General features: G+C 42.4%; 24 protein-coding genes. 3 read left to right on the forward strand and 21 right to left on the reverse strand.

What is annotated here, in order from left to right:
• Positions 1–81: 81 nt before the first annotated feature.
• Positions 82–747, reverse strand: coding sequence for a peptide-methionine (S)-S-oxide reductase MsrA (gene msrA, locus BBH88_RS15825; protein ID WP_050977224.1), 666 nt, complete (start codon positions 745–747; stop codon positions 82–84).
• A gap of 172 nt (positions 748–919) precedes the next feature.
• On the opposite strand from msrA, the gene BBH88_RS15830 reads away from it, so the two are divergent.
• Entirely contained in the window at positions 920–1,504 is a 585-nt protein-coding gene (locus tag BBH88_RS15830; RefSeq protein WP_006829046.1) for a protein-L-isoaspartate(D-aspartate) O-methyltransferase, read from the forward strand.
• 55 nt (positions 1,505–1,559) lie between these two features.
• Here BBH88_RS15830 and BBH88_RS15835 read toward each other — a convergent pair whose 3' ends face one another.
• Positions 1,560–2,078, reverse strand: coding sequence for a DUF2243 domain-containing protein (locus BBH88_RS15835; RefSeq protein WP_006829047.1), 519 nt, complete (start codon positions 2,076–2,078; stop codon positions 1,560–1,562).
• Between the two features lie 629 nt (positions 2,079–2,707).
• On the opposite strand from BBH88_RS15835, the gene BBH88_RS15840 reads away from it, so the two are divergent.
• Positions 2,708–3,403 carry a Na-translocating system protein MpsC family protein gene (locus tag BBH88_RS15840; protein WP_006829048.1) on the forward strand — a complete coding sequence of 232 codons (696 nt, stop codon included), beginning with the start codon at positions 2,708–2,710 and terminating at the stop codon, positions 3,401–3,403.
• Positions 3,404–3,532: 129 nt separating this feature from the next.
• Here the strand turns inward: BBH88_RS15840 and BBH88_RS19450 are convergent, their stop codons facing one another.
• The 3 genes from BBH88_RS19450 to topB form a co-directional block, all read right to left on the reverse strand.
• Complete coding sequence (locus tag BBH88_RS19450) at positions 3,533–3,730, reverse strand: hypothetical protein (protein WP_006829049.1); 198 nt, start codon at positions 3,728–3,730, stop codon at positions 3,533–3,535.
• Positions 3,731–4,000: 270 nt separating this feature from the next.
• Positions 4,001–5,224, reverse strand: coding sequence for a MalY/PatB family protein (locus tag BBH88_RS15850; protein WP_006829050.1), 1,224 nt, complete (start codon positions 5,222–5,224; stop codon positions 4,001–4,003).
• 319 nt (positions 5,225–5,543) lie between these two features.
• Complete coding sequence (gene topB / locus BBH88_RS15855) at positions 5,544–7,652, reverse strand: type IA DNA topoisomerase (RefSeq protein ID WP_006829051.1); 2,109 nt, start codon at positions 7,650–7,652, stop codon at positions 5,544–5,546.
• A gap of 137 nt (positions 7,653–7,789) precedes the next feature.
• Here topB and BBH88_RS15860 point away from each other — a divergent pair, with 137 nt between their 5' ends.
• On the forward strand, positions 7,790–8,467 hold the full coding sequence (locus BBH88_RS15860) for an oxidoreductase (RefSeq protein ID WP_006829052.1): 678 nt from the start codon (positions 7,790–7,792) through the stop codon (positions 8,465–8,467).
• A gap of 41 nt (positions 8,468–8,508) precedes the next feature.
• On the opposite strand, the gene BBH88_RS15865 is transcribed toward BBH88_RS15860, so the two are convergent.
• The 16 genes from BBH88_RS15865 to BBH88_RS15935 all read right to left on the reverse strand — a co-directional run bounded on the left by BBH88_RS15865 (position 8,509) and on the right by BBH88_RS15935 (position 20,771).
• Complete coding sequence (locus BBH88_RS15865; protein WP_040852012.1) at positions 8,509–9,285, reverse strand: sulfite exporter TauE/SafE family protein; 777 nt, start codon at positions 9,283–9,285, stop codon at positions 8,509–8,511.
• A 59-nt stretch (positions 9,286–9,344) separates the two neighbouring features.
• Positions 9,345–9,572, reverse strand: coding sequence for a sulfurtransferase TusA family protein (locus tag BBH88_RS15870; RefSeq protein ID WP_006829054.1), 228 nt, complete (start codon positions 9,570–9,572; stop codon positions 9,345–9,347).
• A gap of 178 nt (positions 9,573–9,750) precedes the next feature.
• Positions 9,751–10,878, reverse strand: coding sequence for an MBL fold metallo-hydrolase (locus BBH88_RS15875; protein WP_006829055.1), 1,128 nt, complete (start codon positions 10,876–10,878; stop codon positions 9,751–9,753).
• 39 nt (positions 10,879–10,917) lie between these two features.
• On the reverse strand, positions 10,918–11,475 hold the full coding sequence (locus BBH88_RS15880; protein ID WP_006829056.1) for a sulfurtransferase TusA family protein: 558 nt from the start codon (positions 11,473–11,475) through the stop codon (positions 10,918–10,920).
• Between the two features lie 42 nt (positions 11,476–11,517).
• Positions 11,518–11,814, reverse strand: coding sequence for a rhodanese-like domain-containing protein (locus tag BBH88_RS15885; RefSeq protein ID WP_065536516.1), 297 nt, complete (start codon positions 11,812–11,814; stop codon positions 11,518–11,520).
• A gap of 14 nt (positions 11,815–11,828) precedes the next feature.
• Positions 11,829–12,194 (reverse strand): rhodanese-like domain-containing protein, encoded by a 366-nt coding sequence (locus tag BBH88_RS15890; RefSeq protein ID WP_006829058.1) that lies wholly within the window; start codon positions 12,192–12,194, stop codon positions 11,829–11,831.
• 31 nt (positions 12,195–12,225) lie between these two features.
• The gene (locus tag BBH88_RS15895) at positions 12,226–12,708 is read right to left on the reverse strand and encodes a DsrE/DsrF/DrsH-like family protein (RefSeq protein WP_006829059.1); all 483 of its coding nucleotides are present in this window, start codon (positions 12,706–12,708) and stop codon (positions 12,226–12,228) included.
• 140 nt (positions 12,709–12,848) lie between these two features.
• The gene (locus BBH88_RS15900; RefSeq protein WP_006829060.1) at positions 12,849–13,109 is read right to left on the reverse strand and encodes a metal-sensitive transcriptional regulator; all 261 of its coding nucleotides are present in this window, start codon (positions 13,107–13,109) and stop codon (positions 12,849–12,851) included.
• A gap of 148 nt (positions 13,110–13,257) precedes the next feature.
• Positions 13,258–13,641 carry a DUF302 domain-containing protein gene (locus tag BBH88_RS15905; RefSeq protein ID WP_006829061.1) on the reverse strand — a complete coding sequence of 128 codons (384 nt, stop codon included), beginning with the start codon at positions 13,639–13,641 and terminating at the stop codon, positions 13,258–13,260.
• 274 nt (positions 13,642–13,915) lie between these two features.
• Entirely contained in the window at positions 13,916–14,278 is a 363-nt protein-coding gene (locus BBH88_RS19700; protein WP_083387801.1) for a hypothetical protein, read from the reverse strand.
• Between the two features lie 27 nt (positions 14,279–14,305).
• Entirely contained in the window at positions 14,306–15,298 is a 993-nt protein-coding gene (locus tag BBH88_RS15910) for an anion permease (RefSeq protein ID WP_083387802.1), read from the reverse strand.
• A gap of 12 nt (positions 15,299–15,310) precedes the next feature.
• Positions 15,311–16,810 (reverse strand): tripartite tricarboxylate transporter permease, encoded by a 1,500-nt coding sequence (locus BBH88_RS15915; protein ID WP_065536515.1) that lies wholly within the window; start codon positions 16,808–16,810, stop codon positions 15,311–15,313.
• 14 nt (positions 16,811–16,824) lie between these two features.
• On the reverse strand, positions 16,825–17,283 hold the full coding sequence (locus BBH88_RS15920) for a tripartite tricarboxylate transporter TctB family protein (protein ID WP_006829065.1): 459 nt from the start codon (positions 17,281–17,283) through the stop codon (positions 16,825–16,827).
• A gap of 65 nt (positions 17,284–17,348) precedes the next feature.
• The gene (locus tag BBH88_RS15925) at positions 17,349–18,359 is read right to left on the reverse strand and encodes a tripartite tricarboxylate transporter substrate binding protein (RefSeq protein ID WP_006829066.1); all 1,011 of its coding nucleotides are present in this window, start codon (positions 18,357–18,359) and stop codon (positions 17,349–17,351) included.
• A gap of 144 nt (positions 18,360–18,503) precedes the next feature.
• Positions 18,504–19,178 carry a response regulator gene (locus BBH88_RS15930; RefSeq protein ID WP_006829067.1) on the reverse strand — a complete coding sequence of 225 codons (675 nt, stop codon included), beginning with the start codon at positions 19,176–19,178 and terminating at the stop codon, positions 18,504–18,506.
• Positions 19,179–19,196: 18 nt separating this feature from the next.
• On the reverse strand, positions 19,197–20,771 hold the full coding sequence (locus BBH88_RS15935) for an ATP-binding protein (RefSeq protein ID WP_065536514.1): 1,575 nt from the start codon (positions 20,769–20,771) through the stop codon (positions 19,197–19,199).
• Between the last annotated feature and the right edge of the window lie 56 nt (positions 20,772–20,827).

Consider the following 20,827-nt stretch of genomic DNA (forward strand, 5'->3'; position numbering starts at 1 on the left):
AGCCAATAAGTTTTTACCGCAAATGACTTTCTAATATTCCTCTTGGTTCTTGTACTCCATGAGGTAGAACAGCTTTTCCCACTACCATTTCATTTTTGAAAAGAGTTTAATCAAGAATTTTTGTTCGACTTCTTCCATGTTCCATTGTGCGATTTCTTCACGCACACTGTCTTTTGTGCCATAACCTTTCACAAATCCATTTAGTCGAGCAGCAAAAGTTGAGTCTGTCAGCAATTCTCTGTCCGGATAAAGTTCTGCCAACTGCTCCAATGCCTTGGGATATCTTTTCAAGTAGTATTTTTGATGACGTTCTTCAGCTGCAGTGAACCCGCTAAAGGGTGTAATTTCTGTTTCAATTGTTTCGCCCAATTTCGCTTCCATTTCTTTTTTGATAGCCTCAACCGTCTGGTGCTGCTGCTCTGTATGGTAATGCCATAACGAAATATACTGTCTCCCTTTATAATTATCGCGATTTGGGTAATGGTTCTGCCAGAACTCCCTAAGCACATCTGTGTAACTGATTACCAGTGGGTCGAATTCAATTTGGACTGTTTCCGTGTGGTCACCCATTTGCCGGTAAGTGGGATTCAGCTCCGTTCCACCTGCGAAACCGACACGGGTTCTTACTACTCCAGGCATGCCTCCGAATCGCGCCTCCGGTCCCCAGAAGCAACCCATCCCAAAAGTGGCAAGTTCCAATCGTCTGTCACTTTGATGGAGACCTTCTTCAATTTGCTTAATAGTCATTTGCTGAAACTCCACCTTCATCATTCCTCCTTCTTTGCCCATCGATTTCGTTGCAATTACTATACAATTTGCTGTTATTTCCTTAGAATTAATGTAACAAGACTACTCAGAAAATGCATGACTCAGATTTTTCGTTTGGCAAATCTACAACAAAAGAAAGTGGGTGTATGTAATGAAGAGTCGAAGAAAAGAAATCATTTCCTACTTCAAGAGGATGGACCGCAGTTTTTTCATGGACTCCAATAAAGACTTGGCCGTATTTGACCAGGCCTTGCCGATTGGATTTGAACAAACCATTTCACAGCCTTCACTGGTTCTCGAAATGACGCTGGCGCTCGACCTTCAGCCTGGACAGAAGGTGTTGGAACTTGGGACAGGCTCAGGCTTTCAAACCGCTTTGCTTGCGGCTTTTTCCGGTTCCGTCTACACCATCGAGAGGATTGACGAATTGCACAAGCGCGCACAGGAGCGGCTCGGTCAATTAGACTTCCGCAACATCTATTTTAAACTGGGCGATGGAAGTGAAGGCTGGGTAGAGCAGGCTCCCTTCGACCGGATCATGGTCACAGCCGCGGCTTCTGAAGTACCGAGAGAGCTTCTTGAGCAAATGAGTAAAGATGGAAAGATGGTCATTCCTGTGGGCAGCTCCTTCAGCCAGGAACTGCGATTAATCGAGAAGGATAATGCTGGCAAGGTTCACACCACTCTATTGAATGAAGTGTTATTTGTGCCTTTAAAAGGTAAGTATGAAAAATAAATGATACACTCCACTTGGCTTTAAACATAGCGGAACACATCTCCTGACAGCTGAATTAGGTGTTTTCTTCACGGTTGCCATTGGGCTTTACCGGTGTATTGGGGGTTTGCCCAAGCAAAATCATACCGACTAAAATGAAAACCACCGCTGCTCCATTCCAAGCAAGATCATAGGGCAACAAATCCACTCCGTAACGGATTTGGTGAAGCTCCAATAATTTATGGTGAATAATGCCATCGTAAAGCTGAAAAGCTCCGGCACCGAGCAGCACGCCGCCTAACCAACGCTTTGGCCACCAGGCTTTTCTGCGCTGAAGATCAGCAAAAAGAAACAAAGAGGCTACGGTCGCAAACCAGCTGAAGGCATGAAAAAAGCCATCTGAAACCAATCCTGCGTCCGCGGTAGACCGATCATAAAAATGGTGCCAATGCAGCAACTGATGGAATATCGTCTCATCAATGAACGCCACTAATCCGATTCCGAACAAGAGTCCTGACCAGACATTTCTTTTGGCATGGACTCTTCGGTTTTTTTCTTTTGTATAGTCCGTGGTTTTGACTGTAGGTGAAGGCATGGGTTGCTCCTTTCTATATAAGTAGAACTAAAAGATAGGGAGAAAACAGCGGAGACGCCGGCGGAAAGCGAGCACAGGAACGCCAAGCAATCATTTAAAGCGCCTTACTCATTCGATTTCCTCGGAAAATCAAGAAGAAGAAGGCTTGACTACTAATAAGAAAGCGTCCGCCCTGGAACGATTTCTTCGTTTCTTCATACTAGTTAAGTTGAAAAAGCTAATTCTTTAGTCCACCATATATAGTTAAATCGACTCTTTCAAAATAAGTAAAAGCTATTGTATCTTTTCCCAAATAATACCCTTTTATTACTGACATAAAACAAAGAAGTTAGAAGAAAAACCTGAAACCTGATTCAATAAGACCGATTTTATTTACTTGACCTTCTATTTGATTCCAAATAAATGAATCAGACATCAAAATCCCAACATCTTTTATTCAATTCTTTAAAAAGCGGCAGAACCCCCGTGTAATTAAGCCAATTAAACTGAATGTCTTTTACCGAATCTACCCCTGACCGCAGGAATCGATGATGTTGTTCTAACTAGGTAACTGGGACATATAGCGATACGCACCAATATAGTTAACAGGCCAAATTGGCCACAGCTGAAGTACAGAAGGAGACCTACTCATGTCAAATGAAAAAACAATACACACTGAAGTCGGCAGTTATATTTCCACTTTACTGCGAGACAATTTTGGAAAGGGCCCCACATCAGTATTTGTGACAGTCAACCCCCCTTTTATTTCCATCCACCTTCGAGGTTTTTTAGCTCCTACTGAAAAAATTCTACTGAGGCAGCAAGAGCACCGAAGAGTTCTAGAAACACGGGACCTATTGATGAATCAGTTGGCCGCGGATATTAAATTGCATTTATGGAAAATTGGGAAACTCGAAGTTTCAGAGATATACGCAGACTGGAATTTAGACACCCACACAGGCATGATCTTAGCGGTCATGGCGGACAAATCACCTGCTGAAGATTTTGAATGGGACTCGGATATTGAAGAAAAAAAGATTTGCGCTGAAGTGAATGAAGCCAGTCGAAAAGCTCAAAAAACACCCGAATCAACTGAGTTATACTGGTTAAACAATCGCACACTGTTGATTGAGCGGTCGGGAATTTTTGTTGAAATCGAAAAAGAGCTGATTAATGGAGGTTTTATTGAAGAATTGAAATTGGTCAAACGTCCTTTAGAAAGAAGATTGTTATTGCAGACCCGAATCGAAGTCATTTTACAACAACCAATTATGGAAGTCTTTCTTGACTGGAATTTCATCACAGACAAAGGCTATACTTTGGTGTTGCTGGAAATTGCCAAATAACGAAAAAAGCCAGCTTTTCAGCTGACTTCCACGGCCAGAGACAACTCAAGTCACTTGAGCTGTCTCTGATTTTCGTATGAAGTTCACTAGACAAATTCAACCACTTTACTTGTTAGACTAAAGCCTTTTCTAGCTGCTCATGGTGAGAACCGACTGGCAGTGGAGGCAGTACTCATACGAATCCTTTTTCTCCAACTGTTCGATATAATCAGCTCGATCAGTAAATTCTCTGTTTTCCACGGGTGTTTCTATAAATCCGCAACGATCTCCGGCAAATTGACGTTTGTGAATCTTCTTTTTCTTGTGATCTACGAAGTAATACAGCACAATCGCTTCCCTTCTTTTTCAGAAACAGAAAAAACCGAAAAGAAACGCCCTTTTTAAGGCATTCTTTTCGGTTTTTATGTCAGCGCTATTGTCTGAAATATTTAACCAAGATATAAAATTAAGTGTTGTATGGACATCGATCGTAATTGATAAATGAATTTTATACCCATTCGGAAACGCTATTGTTTTCCAAGTTTCTCTATTATACTAAATTTCGCACCTAAGGTAAAGGTAGTAATCAGGATTAACTTGCATCTTATTTCAGACAAATTATTGATTGCCGGCATTTTCCATCACATTCTTATGGGAGATATCTTCGAACTCAGAAGCTATTCTTTCCAAAGCTTCCCGGATAAGCGGCCGCGGAGACGGTGTGCAAATCCGTTGATAGAACTCTCCTTCTTCACCGAACATACTGCCATCTTCCAGCAAGACATTGGCTTTATTGTAAATACGGTCATGAATCTCTTTCGCTGATATGCCATAGCCGCTGAAATCCAGCCACATGATATACGTTCCTTCCGGAATAGATACCTTTACTTCAGGCATATTTTCAGCTAAAAACTCTTTAATATAAGCCATCGTTCCATCGACATAATCCGTCAGCTGTTCTAGCCAGTCTTCACCTTCGTTATAAACGGCAATCAAAGCAGCAATCGCAAAAGGAGATGCCAACTGCATGCCCATTTCAGTGGCGAATTTGGTCCGCAACTCTTCATCAGAGATGATGACATTGGTACAATGCAAACCGGCAACATTGAAAGTTTTATTGATGGCCGTGCACGTGATGAGGTGATCGGTGTGGTCGGCTATTTTAGCCATTGGAATAAACTCTTTTCCGCGGCGGAGTAAATCGCCATGAATTTCATCAGCTACAATTAATACATTGTTTTCATGACAGATGGCAGCCATCTTTTTCAACTCTTCTTCGTTGAAAACTCTGCCTGTCGGGTTATGCGGATGGCACAAGATGAACATTGTCGTATGGTCATCCTTTGCTTTAGCTTCAAAATCTTCAAAATCGATTGAGTAATAGCCATCGCCGTCTATTACTAGCGCGTTATTCACCACTTTCCGGCCATTCCCTTCAATTACCGAAGTGAAAGGAGGATATACAGGGCGTTGGATGATGATGCCTTCTTCGGGATTTGTAAAAGCCTTAACAGCAATATTCAGTGCATGAACTGTTCCGGGACTGTAGACGATCTGCTCTTTTTCTACTTTCCAGCCATGCCGATTTTGCAGCCACGACTGGATGGCATCAAAATACTCATCCGGAAAAACCGAGTAACCGTAAATCCGATGATCCACTGTTTTGTGCAAAGCTTCAACTAATGGTTGGGGAACCGGCAAATCCATATCGGCAGTAAATAAAGGAATCGTGTCTTCATCATATCTTTCAGTCAGTCCGAATTGCTTGATCAGTTCTCCACCATCCCACTTCATGGAGTAAGTGCCTCTTCTGTTGACAATTTCATCGAAATTATATTTCATACGAAACTCCCTTTCCTGCAGATTTTTTACTTTGCCGTTAGTATTCATTATCAAAGAAAGACCCGAACCATTGCAACCAAACAAGCTTTTGGATTCCTGCCTTTCTTTATATGTCGAACTAATGATTCTTGTCTGCTTATATTCCATAAGATACCAGTAAAGTTTAACGTTTTTTGTTTTCAATAAACTAAATCAGTGCCGATGCACCCAGTGACTAAGCGAGATTACGAGCCGAGTGGTCTTCTCAACTCATAGCGGAAGCCATACCTGGCGTAGTATCGAAAAGCCGGTGTCTTTAGTCTAACTTATTATAAAAAAATCAAAATTCCATCTTTAATTTACCGTCTTCCAACACCAGTTTGGCATTGAACTTCTTGCCATTTTTCGAAACAAAGCCTTTAATAACTGGTGTCTTTCCTTTTGTGCATAAGTATTCGATTTGCTTGGCCGTCAATCGTTTTTTCAGAAAAGTGGCAGGAAAGGATTGTTTGCAGCCATTGGCGTGTTCAGTGCAATTGTAAGAGCCTCTTCGAGATACAATCATGCCGGTTTTACACCTTGGGCAAAGGGCAATCTCATCTTTGGCATCAGGTGTCGCCATTTGTTCCGGCAATCCATTTTTCAGCATTTGCCCCGGTACCTCGTCGAGTAGCTTTTGGATAAACTTGCCGATGGTTGCTAAGAACACTTCAGCTGAACCTTCGCCTTTACCTATTTTCTTCAAATAAGTCTCCCATTTGGCAGTCATTGACGGACTCGACAATAAATTGCCTTCGATGGATTGACAGAGAATACGACCTTTTCCCGTGATTGAAACGATATTTTTAGTAACTGAAATGTATTCATGGCGTTTGATTGTTTCAATGATGCCACTTCTCGTCGCTTCCGTTCCAAGTCCTTCAATTTCCTTAAGGATTTCAGTATCCTCTACATCTTCTGCAAACTTTCCGCAAGTTTTCATCATGGCGATCAGCTGTCCTTCGGTATACGGCTTTGGCGCTGTTGTCATGCTTTCTTTTATATCGACCTTACTTTTTACTCGTTCCCCTTCATGCAGCGCTGGAAGAGACGGTTCTTCTTTCGCTTCTTTGCTGACAAGAAATAGCCCTTTCCAGCCTTTTTCAAGTTCGGTTTTACCGGTTGTGAAAAAAGCCAAACCTTTAACATCTGTCGTCACTTTCGTTTCAGCATAGCGGTAATCTTTATGGAACATGGTTAATGTCGTACGCAAAACTTCTTCGTATAAATTGCGTTCGTCTTTTGCCAGGCCTTCTAGTTTTCTCGTTGTCGGTATGGTTTTCGTTGGAATGATGGCATAATGTTCTTGGACTTTGGAACTGTCGACAAACCGTTTTTTCGGTACTTTTGAAGCTATGGGAAATGGCGCATCGATCAGCAGTTGGTATTTTTCAACCTGCCCTGCCAAATAACTAAACTCACCTGGCGTAATGTGCTGCGTATCGGTTCTTGGGTAGCTGACAAGCTTTTTTTCATACAATCCCTGCATGACAGACAACACCTTCGCTGGACTGTATTTCCACTTCCGGTTAGCTGCTGCCTGCAAAGTCGATAAGGAGTGCAGCTGTGGCGGTGGTGTGCGTTTTTCTGTGGTCTTCACATGCGTCACGATGCCTTCTTCTTTAGCGGAAACCGCGTGTTTTGCCAACAGTTCTTCCGCTTCTTTCCGCTCTTTTGCCCTTAGCTTCACTTTTCCTTTGTAGCGTCCTTTTTCCGCATCAAAAATGCCTTCAATTTCATAAAAAGGTTCTGGAACAAATGCTTCAATTTCTTTTTCGCGCTGATAGATTAGAAAAACGGTCGGTGTTTGTACTCTTCCGATAGCAAAAACTTCTTGTATGCCTTTTTCTTGGAGCAATAGGGAATACAAACGGGAACCATTCATCCCAACGAGCCAATCGCTAATTTGACGGGCTTTTGCTTCTTGGTACAATAACAAATCCTGTCGATTGTCACGCAGTTCCTGAAAACCTTTTCTAACTTCATCAGCTTCTAGTGAGTTGATCCACAATCGCTGAATTTTCTTGTTTTTGGCACCCGTATGGTAGTAGATGCTATAGAATATATTGGATCCTTCCCGGTCCACATCACAGGCGTTGATGACCGTATCGGTCTGAAAAATCAATTTCTTGATAATGCCAAATTGCTGTGCCTTGCCTCTTGCCACTTGAAACTGATAGCTATCCGGCAAAATCGGTAGCGCTGCCAGTGACCATTTACCCCATTTCGGGTCATAAGCCTTCGGTTCTTTTAATTCCACGAGATGGCCGATTCCCCATGTGATATAGGCACCTTCTGGAAAAATCGCATCGGGTGCGACTTCAATATAGCCATCACGTTTCGTGGTTTTGAACGCTTCAGCGTAGGCCTTGGCTTGGCTTGGCTTTTCAGCGACTATCACTGGTTTCATGCGCTTCTTCCTTTCCTTTCGTTGCTACTCTTATTGTACTCCTTCAGCCAAAGATTCAAAGCAAAAAGACAATTCTCTGTATATTGGGGTATAGTAGTTTTTATAGGAAGAAGACAAAGAAAAAGGAGTCGTTCACAATGAACAACAAAACTGCTCTACTGGCAGGAGCAAGCGGACTGGTCGGCAACGAATTGCTCCATATCCTTTTAGACAGCCCCTATTACAGCCGGGTGAAAATCCTGGTTCGCCGTCCACTGGACATGGCACATGAAAAACTCGAACAGGTGGTCACCGATTTCGATAAGCTGGATCATTACGCCCACCACTTTGACGTTGACGATGTCTTTTGTTGTCTCGGCACCACTATCAAAAAAGCTGGATCACAGGATGCATTCAAAAAAGTCGATTATGAATATCCTCTGAAAATGGCTGAAATGGCAAAGTTGCAACAAGTGAAGAAATTTCTGATTATTACGGCACTTGGCGCGGACGCTGAATCAAAAGTCTTTTACAGCCGCACTAAAGGACAACTGCAGGTACGCCTGAAGAAAACCAGATTGACTGCGTTGCATGTATTCCAGCCCTCTTTGCTGCTTGGAGAACGCCAGGAATTTCGCTTAGGCGAAAAAGCCGCCACTGTCCTAAGTCCGATCATCAGCAAATTGCTACAGGGAAAGATGAAAAAATACAAGCCTGTTGAAGCGAGAGATGTCGCATTGGCGATGTATGAAGTCGCTCAGATTGAACGGACCGGCAACTACACCTACCCATCGGACCGAATCGAAATAATAAGTGCTCAAAGCGCTGACAGATAAAAAGAGAGAACGCCTTTTAAAAGGCACCCTCTCTTTTTGCATTAAAGAATATCTGTCCAGATTTTAATGGCTGTTCCTAAAATTAGTAAAGCCAAAATCCATTGCAGATATTTCGTGTTCATTTTTTGCCCCAGCTTCGCTCCAAGAGGAGCTGCAAGTATACTTGCGACAATCATTACTGCTGCCGGACCGTATAAGATCTGATCTGTAACAATTTTTCCGATTGTCGCACCGATGGACGACAAAAATGTGATAGCAAGTGAAGTCGCAATGGTCATCCGGGTTGGGATTTTCAACACAATCAGCATGATCGGCACCAGAATAAAGGCACCTGCTGCTCCAACGATTCCGGCGGCTATTCCGACAACAAAAGCCAATCCCGCTGCTAGCCATTTATTGAAGGTAACTTGATCAAGCGGAATGTCATCGACTCCTTTTTTCGGCATGAACATCATCACAACAGCGATGGTCGCCAATACCGCATAGACAATATTGATTGCCTGCTCCGACATCAAAGTGGAGCCGAAGCCACCGATAAAGCTGCCCACTAAAATGGCGCTGCCCATATAAGCAATCAAGGTTTTATTTAAATAACCGCTGCCACGGTATGCCCAGACACCTGCGATGGTCGCAAAAAAGACCTGAATTGCACTGATGCCTGATACTTCATGGGCACTGAAAGCCGTATACCCGAGCATTACCGGTATATAAAGTAGCATCGGATACTTGATGATTGATCCGCCAATCCCCACCATTCCCGAAATGAAGGATCCTACAAATCCGATGATGAAAATAACAATGATAAAATCCAAGCTCATTTTATTTCACCTTCCTAAAAGAGAAAAGGGCATCACGGCGATACCCTTTGATCCAACTCTTAGCCTTTCTTTATCCAGAATGTAAAGACATCCCCGGTTTCCTGTGAATCCAACAGCTCATGGCCACCGGATTTTGCCCATGCAGCCAAATCTGCTTTCGCACCTTTGTCGGTTGCCAGGATTTCAAGAACCTGTCCAATTTCCATTTCCTTCATTTCTTTTCTTGTTTTTACGATCGGCATCGGGCATGCCAACCCTTTTGCATCCAATACTTTATCTGCGTTCATCAAAATCTCTCCTTTGGGTTGTCTATTATATATATTGAAATGATTATTTATTATTCTCCTGTGAATATTCCGCAAACCAGCTCCGCTTTCGGGTCCAAAGCGTCCGTCTGGAGCACTTTCTTCGTTTCCTCCCTCTAACTTAGTTGAAATAACACCTCGTTCAACTTATATCTTTTACTTAACGTACTGCACAGCGATTTGGTCCGATTTCCATTTCACGCTGCACTTCTTCATCCGGTACGATTTTCCCCATATTTGTTTTGCGGATATCTTGATATGCATTGGGCTGCGGCGGCAAATTCTTTGTGACCATGTCGCGGAATTCCTGCTCGTCTGCAATATTCAGTCCGTGGTTTTCCTTGAACAGGTCCCCAAGTTTTTTAGCGACACTGCCATCTTCGTTCAACTCTTCGATGATCATGAAATGAGCTGGAAGAACGACAAGCTCATCTGCTAATTCCTGATAGCGCTTGTAAAGGGATTCTCTTAAATCGCCTACCCAGTCATCCGCGAGACCTGCAAGATCCGGTCGCCCAATGGAGTCGATAAACAAAATATCGCCGGTCATCAAATAGCGCTGATCCACGATAAATGACGTAGAGCCGATTGTATGCCCAGGTGAATAAAGAGCTTCAATTTCAATTTCTGAGCTTCCGATTGCTACTTCCAAGCCATTTTCCAGAGCTGCGTATTCAAATGCGACATCTTCTGCATCTTTTGGCGGTAAATAATAGCTTGCGCCCGTCGCTTCTGCAATCGCACGCCCTCCTGAAATGTGATCAGCATGCAAATGCGTATCAAACACATGCTTGATTGTTGCGCCTTTTTCCTGCGCGAAGTCCAAGAAGATATCTGCCATGCGGGTTGCATCAATAACAGCGGCTTCCCCATCAGAGATGGCCATATAGGAAAGACATCCCTTGCCGAGACGGACAAACTGATATAATTCGCCGCCGCCCTGCAATTCACCGACTTTTACTGGTTCCAGATGCTCACTCCAAGATTTCATGCCACCTTCAAGATAAGCTGCATGAATACCTTCTTCGGATAGCATTTCTGCTACCATGACAGACGACCCTTCTTTTGCACAGACCACTAAGATATCTCTGTCTGTTGGCAATTCTGAAACCACTTCTTCGACGCCGTCCAATAAATCGAAATAAGGAGTATTCAAATAGTGGATATTGCCACCTTCGATTTTCCAATCTGCGAAGGCTTCACCATTTCGTACATCTAAGATGAACAACGGCTGGTTATTTACTACTTTTTTTGCTACTTCACTTGCCTTCATTGCTTTTACAATCATTCCTAAATTACCTCCAGGGGTATATATTTTAAAAATTTTTTACTCCGTTTTCTCTGTCCACTCGTTCATACCTGGTACTACATTATATAGGCTATCAAAACCATTTTTGGCCATTATATCTCCTGCTATGCCGCTTCTTCTACCAGAATGACAAATGATATAAATCGTGTCTTCTTTTTTCAATTCATCCATTCGCGTTTCTACTTCACTTAAGGGGATGTGGACTGCGCCAAGAATATGAGCTTCCTCGAATTCATCTTTTTCGCGGACATCCAAAATCGTTATCGCTTCACCGCTTTCAACTTTCCGAGTGAAATCTGTCAATGAAATTTCAGGTATTGTAATCGTTTCTTCAGGAGCTCCTGCTCCATCTTTGCGGAGAAAATGACGCAACACATCTCCTTCAGTTTCAGTTCCGATATATTGATGCCCTGAACTTTTTGCCCATGCTTGAAAATCGGCCGTAGAACCTTTATCCGTTGCTTGAATTTCTAATACTTTACCTGAATCCATGCTTTTCATCGTCTTTTTCGCTTTTACGATTGGCATCGGACATGCTAGTCCTTTTGCATCTAATGTTAAGTCTGTCTGTACCATTTAATTTCCTCCTTGAAAATTTACCTGTTCTTTAGCAGGCTATTAGTTAGTTTGGCCGTTCCAATCCAACATTCCGCCATCCATGTTGGTGACTGTGTATCCCTGATTATCAAGAAAACGGGTAGCTTGTCCACTGCGTCCACCTGAACGGCAAACCATGATATACTCTGAAGCTTTGTCGAGTTCACTCATGCGGAATTCTAATAACCCTAACGGAATATTAATAGCGCCAGGAATTTTCCCTGCTGCAACTTCGTCTGTTTCGCGAACATCGATTAAGTGGATCGCTTGTTTACTTTCTACTAATTCTTGAACCTGCTGAGTTGTCATTGTTTTCATAACAGATTTCTCCTTTATCCGCGGTAACTGCTCATGCCGCCTCTGATGTTTGTTATTGCGGTGAACCCATTCTTCTTCAATAATTGACTGGCTTTACTGCTGCGCATTCCGCTTTGACAAATGACCAGTATCTCTTTGTCTTTTGACAGTTCATTCATACGCTTTGGTAATTCATTTAAAGGGATGTTCTTAAATCCTTTAACATGATTTCCTTTAAATTCGGCGGGGGTCCGTACATCGATATACTGCTCATCTTTCTTGCTGAGCAGCGTTTTCATTTCTTCTGTAGAAATCGATTGAATTCCCTTAGCAGGTGAAGTGAACCGATAAACCAACCAAAGAACAACCACTCCAATTAAAAGCCATGTAGTCCATTCCATGTTGCATTCTTCCCTTCTACTCCAAATACGGTTAAATAAATAAGTTAACGTTGCCATCTTCCGCATCTCCGAGATAAGCAGCAACACCAGCGTATTCGATTCCATCAAGCAATTCTTCTTGTTGCAAACCAAGAAGATCCATTGTCATTGTACAGGCAATCATTTTTACATCTTGCTCTTCTGCCATCTCAATTAATTGTGGTAAAGATAGTGCATTGTGTTTTTTCATGACTTGTTTAATCATTTTAGGTCCCATTCCACCAAACTGCATATTTGATAAACCAAGTTTATCTGCGCCTCTTGGCATCATTTTCGCGAACATAGTTTCCAGACGCCCTTTTTTCAAAGCTGGTGGGTTTTCTTTTCGTAATGCATTCAATCCCCAGAAAGTGTGGAAGATTGTCACTTCGTGATCGTATGCCGCAGCACCGTTGGCAATAATGTAAGCTGCCATTGCCTTATCATAGTCACCGCTGAATAATACGATCGTTGTTTTCTTTTGTTCTTGTGCCATTGTATTGCCTCCATTTTAAATTACCCATAGGGGTATATTTTATTGCCAAAAAAAATAGCGGTTTATAGTGGCGCCGCACTTTCTTTATACCCTATAGGGTATGTTAAAGCAACTGTTTCTGAATGTCAAACAAAAATTTTTTATCTGCTTTTCACTAGTAAGTCTACAGCTTCTTTTACGATGCTTTCAGTGCTTTCGCCCTTCTCTATGCTTTCACGTACGCACGTTTCAAGGTTGTCACTAACAATAACGCCAATGGCACGATCCACTGCACTCCTTACTGCTGAAAGTTGCATAACGACGTCTCTGCACTCTCCGTCATTTTCAACCATTTTAATAACGCCCCGAAGCTGACCTTCTATTCTTTTCAATCGATTCTCAACAAGTTTATCGTATTTCACATCAATGATGCCTCCTATTAATAATATAAAGGATGTTTTGCTTACCCTAACAGTATACCCCCAAGGGTATTAAGTCAATAGATTGGCTTATCACAAAACTTATATCAAACTACGGGGGTTAATCTGTATAAAAAATGTCCGACTTTATTTATGCTGACTGATCGATACACTTGATTAATCGTTCTTCAATATCTTCAGCAATCGACTTGATGTTTTGGTCTTCCACCATGCCAATCAAGGCAGTAGGCTTAGGCATTCCAATCTTCACTCCGTCACTTTCTTTGTAGACAACGATTTTACAAGGTAAGAAATAGCCGATCATCAAGTTTTCCGATAACACACGATTCGCTTCTTTCGGGTTGCAGACTTCTAAAATAGTATAGGGGGTATCGAAATCTTCTCCTTTTTCTTGAAGCTTCGCAGTCAAATCGAAATTCCACAGAACACCGAATTTCTCTGCTTTTAAATTTTCCTCTAAGTCTTTAACAGCCTCGCTCACTGTTTTTGATGTATCTACTGTGTAATTAAACATATTGTAGTTCCTCCTCTGATTTTTTCGCTCTATAAGTACCCTACCCGGTATAGATTCAGCTAAACATACGAGAGAAAAAGTCGTTATTCAAAGACGCTGAGGGGAAAGAGTGGAAGCCAGCAAAAACCCAACTGCTCCTGCAGTGGAGCGGTATCCATGAGACCCCAAAGGAGCTTGCGACGAGGATGCTCAACGCTGCGTCCGCCTGGAGCGATTTCTTCTTTTCTTCTTTCTTATCGACTTTTAAAAGCTAATTCTTTCATTCAACAATAAGTCACCAAATAAGAGTTGCCCATGTGATTGCAATGACAGGAATGACAATGCTCGAATAGCTGCCAACGATGATTTGCTCTTTTAAAGAAAACGCATTTTTTTGAAAAGCCAGAAATGTTGTAGATGAATGGATTGGCAAAATAGTGACACCACCAATAATCATGATGACTAAAAACGCAGAAGACATGACAGACAAATCCAAAATATCTGCATAGTTCATAACGATAGGAAAAATGATGATCATCGAAGTTGAAAGAACCACAAACAGAAAGCGGAGGACAAAGGTAAAACAAGCGATGTAGACAATGTTTCCGAAGTCATCGAATCCATCAGGCAGAAAACTCATCAACTGCTCAGCTAACACAAATGCAGTCCCGTTCTCCTCAATTAATTAACCAAGAGAAAAAGAAGAACCAAGAAGCAGAAAATTCTCCCAATCATAGGTCCTCACTGTTTTATTCGTTATTAGTCCATTGATTGGCATAGTATAGTAGCCAACCAATAGAAGTGGGTCCAAAATCAGTGGAACTTGTTGATGATCTAAAACAATCCAACTAATAATCATCATTCCAAAAGGTAGCATAATCCACCAAAACCTTGGTGGAAGCACACCAGCCTCCATTTCAGGGATTTTCCAATGAGCAGTGATTAGAAGAGCGCTGTTCCGCTTAAAGTAAAACCAGACACCAAAGCTTATAATCAGCATCGCCAGCCATAAAGGAGGAGCAATACGCAAAAACCACCCAAGCCTCGAAATCTGGATGCCGCCGAAGTCCTTCAGCAATTGCGCTGCCAAAATCGGAAATCCGCCAGCCATCAATACAATCATCGTCGAATTCTGATTAAGCATCCCGATCACGTACATGCAATATTTGCGAAACAGGCTTTCCTGCCCAAAACCAAACCGACCATTTACCTGTTCGACAATCGGTTCAAGTATTCGAAAACGCGCGACTGCTGAAGGCAGGAATACAGCCATAAATACAATTAGCAGAGGCAAACCCAGTAAAATCGCCCGGATTCCGCCTCTGCTGAATTTTATGATGATATGAGCAAATACCCGATCTACTCCAGCCTTTACTAAAGCGGCTGAAATAAGTGATAGCACTAAGATGAAGTAAATGGCATTCGGTAAAAACCCACTGGAGGCTTCTTCCGGCTTTTCTGCAACGCCAAGCAGCAATATCAATCCAACCAATACTAAACTTGAGGCTGCAATAGGCAGCGGACTGAGTGTCCAGAAATAGATTGCAACCCCGAGCAGCAGTAGTGTTAATAGCTGTTGGAGTGAATAGGCAGATGCAATATTCGTATAGAAGAAACTAAATGCAGCTAAGCTGAACAACAGCATGATAAGCCATGGACGAAGTTCAGAAAAACTCACACACTCTCCTCCTTACATTTTAGCCAGCTTGCGGCGGCTTCTCCATTTTAGAATACTCGGAATAACAAGTGACAAGAAAGCAATGAGAATTAATGACAAAGGCAGTGGACTGTCAACAAAAATCGCTAAGCTGCCATTTGAAATCGTCATAGATTGTCTAAATGCCTGCTCCATCATGCCACCCAAGATAAATGCCAGGATAAACGGCGGAGCTGGAAAAGAAAAGACCCGCATAGCAAATCCCAATGCGCCAAAAACTAGCAGCATATAGAGATCGAACACATTAAAGCTGATTGAATAGACACCGATCAAACTGAACATGATGACCAATGAAATTAGTAACGGTCTTGGGATACTGAGGATTTTAGCAAGGTATGGAATAAGCGGCAAGTTTAACACCAACAGGAAAATGTTCCCTAAGTACATACTTGCGATAATTCCCCAAAATATTTCAGGACGATCCGTCATCAAAAGCGGACCCGGCTGGACGCCCAGCACCAGAAATGCTCCCAGCATGACTGCTGTTGTCCCTGAACCTGGAATACCAAGACTGAGCAGCGGTACAAATGCGCCGCTTGTTGCTGCGTTGTTGGAACTTTCTGGAGCAGCTAATCCTTTGATGGATCCTTTTCCAAATTCCTCTGGATTTTTTGAAATCCGCTTTTCGAAAATGTAGCTAATGAAAGAAGCGATTGTTGCACCGGCACCCGGCAGTACGCCCAAGATAAATCCGACAAATGACTGGCGTGTCATCGGACCGCTCATCTCTTTCAAATCCGCACGTGTTACTTTTAGACTTCCAAGCTTTTGATCATCGCTCAGGCTACGATTTTTTCGATTAAGGACTAGCATACATACTTCTGCTATGGCAAATAAGCCGAGTGCAATAATCAAAAAGTCAAAGCCCTCGAACAAATTCACATTTCCAAAAGTGAATCGCTGTGTACCGGTTTGCGGATCAATTCCGATCGTGACGACCATCACTCCGGCTACTGCAGAGATCATGGCCTTTATAGTGGATCCTTCAGACAAGCTGGAGATAGCCGTTAAGCCCATAAGCATTAAAGCAAAATAAGCAGGTGGCCCAAAAGAAATCGCCACGCTGGACAGTGCAGGGGCCAGCAACATCAGCATGATGACTGATACAGTTCCACCGAAGAACGAAGCAATTGCTGCAATGGCTAGTGCTTTCCCGGCCTTACCTTGTTGTGCCATCGGGTAGCCGTCAAAAGCAGTTGCAACGGTTCCTGATATCCCAGGGGCATTCAATAGAATCGAAGAAGTCGAACCGCCAAATACGGCTCCATAATATACACCAGCCATCATTACCAATGCCGGTGCAGGATCCATTCCATATGTAATGGGAATCATAATTGCGATGGCACTGATGGGCCCGAGACCTGGCATCATCCCGATTAACGTCCCGACAATCACCCCAATTAAAACAAACAAGATTCCTTCCCAGCTTAGTGCGACTTGAAAACCTGTTATCATTCCGTCAAAAGCATTCATGAAATCCACACCCCCTATATTGGTAAAATGCCTTTAGGCAGCGAGATTCCTAACGCAAAAACAAAAATCGCATACATGCCTAAAGGAAATAAAATTGAAACGATGATATTGGTTTTCCATTTGGTATATCCCAAAAACCAGGAACTGAAAAAAATAAAGACAGCTGTCATGACGACAAAGCCAATTATTTCAAACAGTAGAATGTAGAAAAAAATCATGGCAAAGACAGCCAATAATACTAATAATTCTTTTTTGGGAATATTGCGCTTTTCTTTTTCAGCTTCTGTCTCAATGGCTCTAGAAAAAAACAGAGCGGCAGACAGGACGAGCATCAGGACACCCAAGCCTTTGGGTATAACGTCTGCATCTATAGGTGCGTATGGATAATTTGGCAACTGAAAGCTCAGGAACAAGTAAATAGCTGCAATGATAAATAGGATAAGACCGATTCGTTGATTGATTGTTGACAGCAAATGGAACGCCTCCTTCAGACTGAAAAGAAAGAAACCGAATACTCATTATTCGGCTTCTGATTTCTCTAGTTTCCTAACCCGATTTCCTCCAAAAGAACTTCGATCTCTTTGTATTCTTCATTCAAAAAATCCTTATATTCTTCCGAACTTAAGTACATCTTGTTCCATCCATACTTTTCTCGCACTTCAGCAAACTCTTCAGATTCACTTAATTCCTTGAATTTCGCTTCATAAAATTCTACTGCTGCCGGGTCCATATTTGGTGGTCCAAAGAATCCGCGCCAATTGATGAAGCTTTCATCGATACCCTGTTCAATAGCTGTAGGGAAGTCCGAAAGAATTTCACCTTCTAAACGTTCTTCCGCTGTTATACCGAGAATTTTGATGTTTCCAGCACGCACTTGCTCAACCACTTCACCTACGCCTGTAGAAAACACATCAACCGATCCATTCAAAACTGAAGTCAATGCGCCTCCATCCTGGTCAGACACATACTTGATCTTTGTCGGGTCAACGCCTGCTGCCTTCGCGATGCGGACAAATTGCATATGATCCATGCTTCCTGGTGCTGACGTTCCTACGACCGTCACACTCTCCGGATCTTTTTTCATCTGATCAAACAAGTCGTTCAAGTCAGTCCATTCACTATCTGCACTTACCGCAAATGCACCGTAATCTGCAATCATGTTTGCTAATGGTGTGAAGTCTTCATGACCATATTCAGATTGTCCATTTAAAGGAACAAACATTAATGGAGGAGATGCCACAAACAAATTGTAAGGACTGTCATCTTGTCCGTGAATGTAAGCCCAGGCAATCGCGCCCCCGCCACCTTCTTTATTCACTACTGTCATGTTCTCATCAATAATTTCTGTTTCTCCAAAGACCCTTGCCACCTCGCGTGCTGTTGTGTCCCAGCCACCACCTGCTCCGGCGGGTGCTACCATTTCGATATTTTGTGAAGGTTCAAATGCTCCACCTTCACCTGTTTCTCCCTTCGCGGATTCTTCTGAGTTGCATCCAGCAAATACGAAAGCACTAGCCGCTAGAATTGTTGTAAGCATCGCCTTTTTCATTTGACTTCCTCCTTGTGTTTTTTAATTAACCTGAGTATAACTTCGAATTTTCAGAATGTAACCGTTTACAAAATAAGTCTTATAAAGAGTTTAGAATATTTTTTGTTCATAAAGTTCACGCAAAAAAAAGACTGATTGCTGGAATCAGTCTTTTTTCATATAATAATGCCGTTCTGGCCGCCCGACAATGCCATAAGCCAATTCTGCAAAGCATTCATCAATAGCCACAAGGTGTTCCAGGTAACGTCGGGCTGTCGTCCGCGAAGCGCCCATCTGCTCCCCCATCTTTTCGGCCGTGATACCGGACGAGTGATCCATTAAGACATCTCTTACTTTCTGCAAAGTCAGCGGATCGATTCCCTTCGCAACGACAGCTGGTTTTTGAATACGCCCTACACCAAAAAAATCATCCAGAAAGTCCTGATCGATTTGGTTGGCATGTTGCAGATTCTTTTTATTTTCCATATATTTAATAATTGTTGATACAAACCGCTCCAAAGTGGCTGGCTTGATAATAATGCCCTTTACACCTTTTCGGATGGCGGTTTCAACATATGCTTTATCATTTTCAGCTGATACGAGAATGATATCTGTCTGAGGACTCAAACTATAAATATCATCAATCAAATCGATACCATGACCATCAGGCATGTAATTATCTAGAATAACAAGGTCAATTTTATGTTTTTTTACCGCTTTTAACGTTTCTTTGCAGTTGCCTGCCTTTCCCAGCAGCTGCACCTCGGGGATTTTCTGAAGGAATTGTTCATGAATATTTGCCACACGAAAATCATCTTCAGCAATGTATACTTTTATCAATCATATCTCCTCACTTTCTTATTTCGGTAAAAAGACCGTAAAGACTGTGCCCCGATCTAATTCCGAATCGACTTCGATTGTCCCTTTCAGCTCTTCAACCGCTTGCTGGACAATTGCCAAGCCATAACCCCGATCTTTTTTTCCAAGCTTGGTTGAAAACCCTAGATTAAACAAATCTTTCATATATTCTTCCCGAATCCCACGGCCTGTATCTTCCACTTCAATAACTAAATCACGGCCCAGATCGGTAACAAAAAACGAAACCTCTCTCTTAGACTGCTGAGCTACTTCTTCGATGGCATTGTCTATTAGATTCCCTAGAATGTGAATGAGTTTGGCAATATCGAAATGTTTAGGAAGGACCTCTAATGAACTATTTTCATCAATTATCAGATTCACTTTATTTTCAGATGCTTTCCCCATTTTTCCAAGTAAAATAGCCTGAACTTTTTTGTCTTGGATATGGTCCAGCATATGCTTTGTCTGGTTTTCGTGAATTCGGGTTTCACGTTGAATCAAGTCGATAGCTTCGTTTTTTTGTCCGAGTTGCAACAATCCTGATATGGCATACAGCTTATTGGAATATTCATGTGTCTGAGCGCGTAGCCCTTCTGAATATTGTTGGATTTCCGACAAGGTCTCTAATACTTCCTGAATATCCGTTTTCTCGCGGAAAGTTGAAACCACGCCAACAACTTGGCCTTCGTGTGTAATTTGCGTACGATTGATGATAAGCAGCTTATTGCCAACCAGCATTTCTTCGTTGCGGATCGTTTTTTCGGATTGCAATGCTTCTGTCATTTTCGACTGAGGAATAACATCAGCAATATCAGAATTGATCGACGCTTGTGTAAGTCCAATCATTTTTTCTGCGGACTGATTGATTTCTGTGATTTTCCCTCGATGATCAATAGCAATAACTCCCTCAACTATCGAAGAAAGCAAAGCTTCACGGTCACGGTACATCGCCGCAATCTCCCTCGGCTCCAGTCCCATAGTTTCTTTTCTAATGTTTTTGGCCAGTAGAATGCTGCCGATGATCCCGATTGCTAAAACCAGCAGAACAAACTGAAGCATCTCCAAAACATTTCCTACGATAATTTCCTGAATATCGTCCAGCAAATAACCAACCGAAACAAGCCCCACAACATTTCCGTTCCCATCAAAAATTGGTGCTTTCCCCCGCAAACTCGGCCCTAATGAACCCCGTGCCTCAGATGTATAAAACTCGGCATTTGCCAATGCACGATCATTGTCGCCTCCGACCATTCTTTTGCCAATTTGCGTAGGATCCGGGTGAGAGTAACGGATCCCTTCCAGATTGCCGACTACGATAAATTCTGCACCTACCTGTTTTCTCATATATTCAGCTAACGGCTGTATAACTGCTTCGGGGTTTTCATCGTTCATTGCCTCTACGATGCTAGGTGTTATCGAAATACCAATTGCGGTTTCCAATGCGCGCGTTCCAACATTTCCCTTAGTATCTCCAATTTCGTTGTAGGTGACAATTCCTCCAAAAACAGCGGTGACAAATAAGATCAATGACATGTTCAATAAGATAATTTTCGTTTGAAGTGATAGATTCCGCATATTGGATACTCCTAAAACACTGAATTTTTAATATTTAGAGTCTATCACACTTCACG

This window comes from Planococcus antarcticus DSM 14505 (assembly GCF_001687565.2).
Lineage (GTDB): Bacteria > Bacillota > Bacilli > Bacillales_A > Planococcaceae > Planococcus > Planococcus antarcticus.

Excerpts from the sequence above, each read along its gene's own strand:
- BBH88_RS15935 (WP_065536514.1), bottom strand. The coding sequence starts at position 20,771 with ATGCGGAATCTATCACTTCAAACGAAAATTATCTTATTGAACATGTCA.
- BBH88_RS15860 (WP_006829052.1), top strand. The coding sequence starts at position 7,790 with ATGAACAACAAAACTGCTCTACTGGCAGGAGCAAGCGGACTGGTCGGC.
- BBH88_RS15905 (WP_006829061.1), bottom strand. The coding sequence starts at position 13,641 with ATGTTTAATTACACAGTAGATACATCAAAAACAGTGAGCGAGGCTGTT.
- BBH88_RS15925 (WP_006829066.1), bottom strand. The coding sequence starts at position 18,359 with ATGAAAAAGGCGATGCTTACAACAATTCTAGCGGCTAGTGCTTTCGTA.
- BBH88_RS15865 (WP_040852012.1), bottom strand. The coding sequence starts at position 9,285 with ATGAGCTTGGATTTTATCATTGTTATTTTCATCATCGGATTTGTAGGA.
- BBH88_RS15885 (WP_065536516.1), bottom strand. The coding sequence starts at position 11,814 with ATGAAAACAATGACAACTCAGCAGGTTCAAGAATTAGTAGAAAGTAAA.
- BBH88_RS15915 (WP_065536515.1), bottom strand. The coding sequence starts at position 16,810 with ATGAATGCTTTTGACGGAATGATAACAGGTTTTCAAGTCGCACTAAGC.
- BBH88_RS15875 (WP_006829055.1), bottom strand. The coding sequence starts at position 10,878 with ATGATTGTAAAAGCAATGAAGGCAAGTGAAGTAGCAAAAAAAGTAGTA.
- BBH88_RS15850 (WP_006829050.1), bottom strand. The coding sequence starts at position 5,224 with ATGAAATATAATTTCGATGAAATTGTCAACAGAAGAGGCACTTACTCC.
- BBH88_RS15895 (WP_006829059.1), bottom strand. The coding sequence starts at position 12,708 with ATGGCACAAGAACAAAAGAAAACAACGATCGTATTATTCAGCGGTGAC.
- BBH88_RS15880 (WP_006829056.1), bottom strand. The coding sequence starts at position 11,475 with ATGGTACAGACAGACTTAACATTAGATGCAAAAGGACTAGCATGTCCG.
- msrA (WP_050977224.1), bottom strand. The coding sequence starts at position 747 with ATGACTATTAAGCAAATTGAAGAAGGTCTCCATCAAAGTGACAGACGA.
- BBH88_RS15840 (WP_006829048.1), top strand. The coding sequence starts at position 2,708 with ATGTCAAATGAAAAAACAATACACACTGAAGTCGGCAGTTATATTTCC.
- BBH88_RS15890 (WP_006829058.1), bottom strand. The coding sequence starts at position 12,194 with ATGGAATGGACTACATGGCTTTTAATTGGAGTGGTTGTTCTTTGGTTG.
- BBH88_RS15830 (WP_006829046.1), top strand. The coding sequence starts at position 920 with ATGAAGAGTCGAAGAAAAGAAATCATTTCCTACTTCAAGAGGATGGAC.
- BBH88_RS15835 (WP_006829047.1), bottom strand. The coding sequence starts at position 2,078 with ATGCCTTCACCTACAGTCAAAACCACGGACTATACAAAAGAAAAAAAC.
- BBH88_RS15870 (WP_006829054.1), bottom strand. The coding sequence starts at position 9,572 with ATGAACGCAGATAAAGTATTGGATGCAAAAGGGTTGGCATGCCCGATG.
- topB (WP_006829051.1), bottom strand. The coding sequence starts at position 7,652 with ATGAAACCAGTGATAGTCGCTGAAAAGCCAAGCCAAGCCAAGGCCTAC.